2 protein-coding genes are annotated in these 2815 nt (G+C 38.5%); both read right to left on the bottom strand.

Annotated features, from left to right (window positions below; all coding sequences use genetic code 11):
- Positions 1-1489 (bottom strand): hypothetical protein (locus PHF18_RS18015; protein ID WP_300105086.1); only part of this gene is annotated, 1489 nt, incomplete at its 3' end.
- A gap of 266 nt (positions 1490-1755) precedes the next feature.
- Positions 1756-2769: a glycosyltransferase gene (locus PHF18_RS18010; RefSeq protein WP_048141749.1), complete on the bottom strand. Its 1014-nt coding sequence runs from the start codon at positions 2767-2769 to the stop codon at positions 1756-1758.
- Between the last annotated feature and the right edge of the window lie 46 nt (positions 2770-2815).

Here is a 2815-nt window from a genome sequence, read left to right as displayed (position 1 = left end):
CTATAAAGACCACTGTATTGAACTTTTTAGGCCCATATTTATCCATATAGTTCCAGAATACATAAATTCCATATCCCATTGCGAAAGCCATAAAGGGGCTAACGAAAAGCATAAACCGATCAACCCTGAACAGAACCTTAAACTGCCAGATAGTATTGAGAGGGTTTGGAACATAGAAAATAAGGGTTAACAGGGCAAATAACCCGAAAACTGAAGCATAGTTTTTTCTGTAGTTTTTCAGAAGAAAACCTATTCCTATAAGGGCAAAAAATAAAAAGACGGATTTGTCCAGGAGCCCAAACAGACTGATAAAGCCCTCTTCAAGTACGTTAGAGCCCCCAGAAGTTAAAACTATAGAGTCCCAAAAATGGCTCTGTAAACGGGGAGTCAGGCTTCTCTGCATGAACAGATAAGCTATAAAGAACCAGTAAGCAGTATAAGTAACATTTAGAAGTAAAAAGAAAGGTTTGCTTACATAGTTACCAGCCCCTATAATATACTCCGAGGCAAAAAGGATGATGAGTAATAACACGAACTGGAGTATGGAAACGTTATGGACCAGGGTCAGAAAAATCAAAACTATTACTGAAAGAGCTTTAAAAGAGAATTTATCCTCTTTGAAGTTAACACTGTAAACCAGATATAGCAGTATAATAAACGCTACGAATGACATTGTGCGTGTAATCACGTTTGCGCCGTAATACAGTACAATATAGCTTGCGGAGTAAAGCAGGCAGGAGAGAAGGGAGATTTGCCTGTTGTGTGTAATATGATTAAAGAGATAGTAAAGAAAAACTACGGTTACTGCATAAATTGGTGCTGTAATCAGGAAAAGTGAGGTTTTTGTACTGAGGTTCAAAATTTCGGAGGCTTCTGCAACAAGTATATGGTACAGGGGGAAAAATGCATAGTCACTTAAGGAAGTGGAAATGGTTTGTCCCGTTACTGCAGTGAGTTCCGAAAGAAAAATGTGAGGCAGAATGTCAGTGGTCCCGAAGTAGAAATCATAATTTAAGGTAACGCTATAAGTAAGGTTTACCATGATTAAAAAAGATTCCAAAAGGACAAGGGACGGCCTTACCTCTTTAGAGAATATTTGCAGGAAAACCGAAAGGTACATCACCAGAATAAATACGAAATAGTACCCTGGTCTGTTTCCCTGAGATAGCAGAAGCACAGCTATTGAGCCAATATAAAATATGCTAAACACGTATGTAAGGGACTTTATGTTTATCGACGGGAAACTGTCTATATCATGCAGACTTACATCTTTTTTGTAAATGTACAATATAAAGAGGCAGGAAAGTACTGCAGGGATTCCTGTAAACAATCCACGAATTGCATAACCTGGCTTTCCGGTTACAAACATCCATACGAAAGTGAATATAACTGCGAGAATTATTGCTAGTGGGAACAGGAAGGAAATTACCTTCATTAAACGGTTATTATCCATGTACTTGAGTCCCGTCTCTTCGCTCAATCCAAACATACTATCTCCATAACCTTAAGCGATCACAACTTTATATATTGAGTTTGAAATAAAGAATTCAAAATTGAATCCGAACAGGATTCAGGGTTGAACCTGAAAAAAAGGTTCAGATTTTTTGTTCGAAGCCAATAGGATTTACAGTGAGGTCTATATTGGTTAAGAATTTTTTGCTCCAACATACTTCAAGTTGGGGTCAATTTCTCCAACCATTTTTACATTTGCATATCGGCAACTATGGCTACATTAACCGGATAAATTCTTAAACATTAAATATCCGAAAGAGACCTGTCTTTTGAAAGGAGAAGGGAATTTGCAAAACTGTACAAAAAACCCAGCCCATAAGCAACGTGCTGCACAGGGATCACAAACAGGGTAAGGATGCCGTATTTTGATTTCATCTTATATACTACCTGAATTGAGGTAACAAAAACCAGAGCGAAATATAAGGTCATCAGTATTAACAGAACTGCTATCGGCACTGTATATACAAGAGAAACAATAAACGAAAGAACTGCAAAAGCTATGGCAATTGAAGGCAAAAAAGCATACCAGCGGACGAATTCGCCGTGTTTTTTGAAAAGCTCAGCCATCCACATGCCATACTTGAACATTCGTATGGAAAATGACTTGAGAGTTCCTCTTCTGTGATGAAGCACTTTTGCTTCTGGAATATACAGGAATTTATGACCTATTTTATTTATTCTGTAATTGAGGTCACCGTCCTGACCCACTACAAACCGCTCGTCAAAATACCCGGCTTCCTTGATGGAATTTTTTTTGTACATAGCATTGCAATTAGGAAGGGAACTGACATAATGTTTCTTTGTTGAATTTTTGGACTGGGCAGAACCTCCGGAGCCCAGAAATGTTTCCTGAGCATACCCTACAACTCTGCCAAAAATAGGGTCAGTGTCAAATATTAAGTTAGGTCCACCAACACATGCTACATCTTCAGAGGCATTTTTCATTTCACTGACAAGTGTTTTCAGCCATCCGGGATCTACCTTGCAGTCTCCATCCGTAAATGCGACAAGATCTCCCCGAGCGTTTTCCACTCCAAGGTTCCTTGCTGCTGCAACATTTTTTCGTTCATTAAGAAGGAGCCTGACAGGATATTTCTGTACGAGCTCCCGAGTTTTATCAGTGGACATTCCGTCGACGATAATAACCTCATAAGAATCCTGAGGGTAATCAAGATGAAGAAGCGCTTCAATGCATTCTTCAATAAATTTTTCTTCGTTGCGAATACCTATTACAACCGAAACAAAAGGATATTCCATAAAATGACCCCGTTTTTAACCTTTATTGTTTTCGAATCTGTTCATT

Origin of the sequence: Methanosarcina sp. (genome assembly GCF_028693135.1) — an archaeon.
Taxonomy (GTDB): domain Archaea; phylum Halobacteriota; class Methanosarcinia; order Methanosarcinales; family Methanosarcinaceae; genus Methanosarcina.
This window is presented reverse-complemented; position numbering and strand designations above follow the sequence as displayed.

Coding starts and splice junctions, on each gene's coding strand:
- PHF18_RS18010 (WP_048141749.1), bottom strand. CDS start 2,769: ATGGAATATCCTTTTGTTTCGGTTGTAATAGGTATTCGCAACGAAGAA.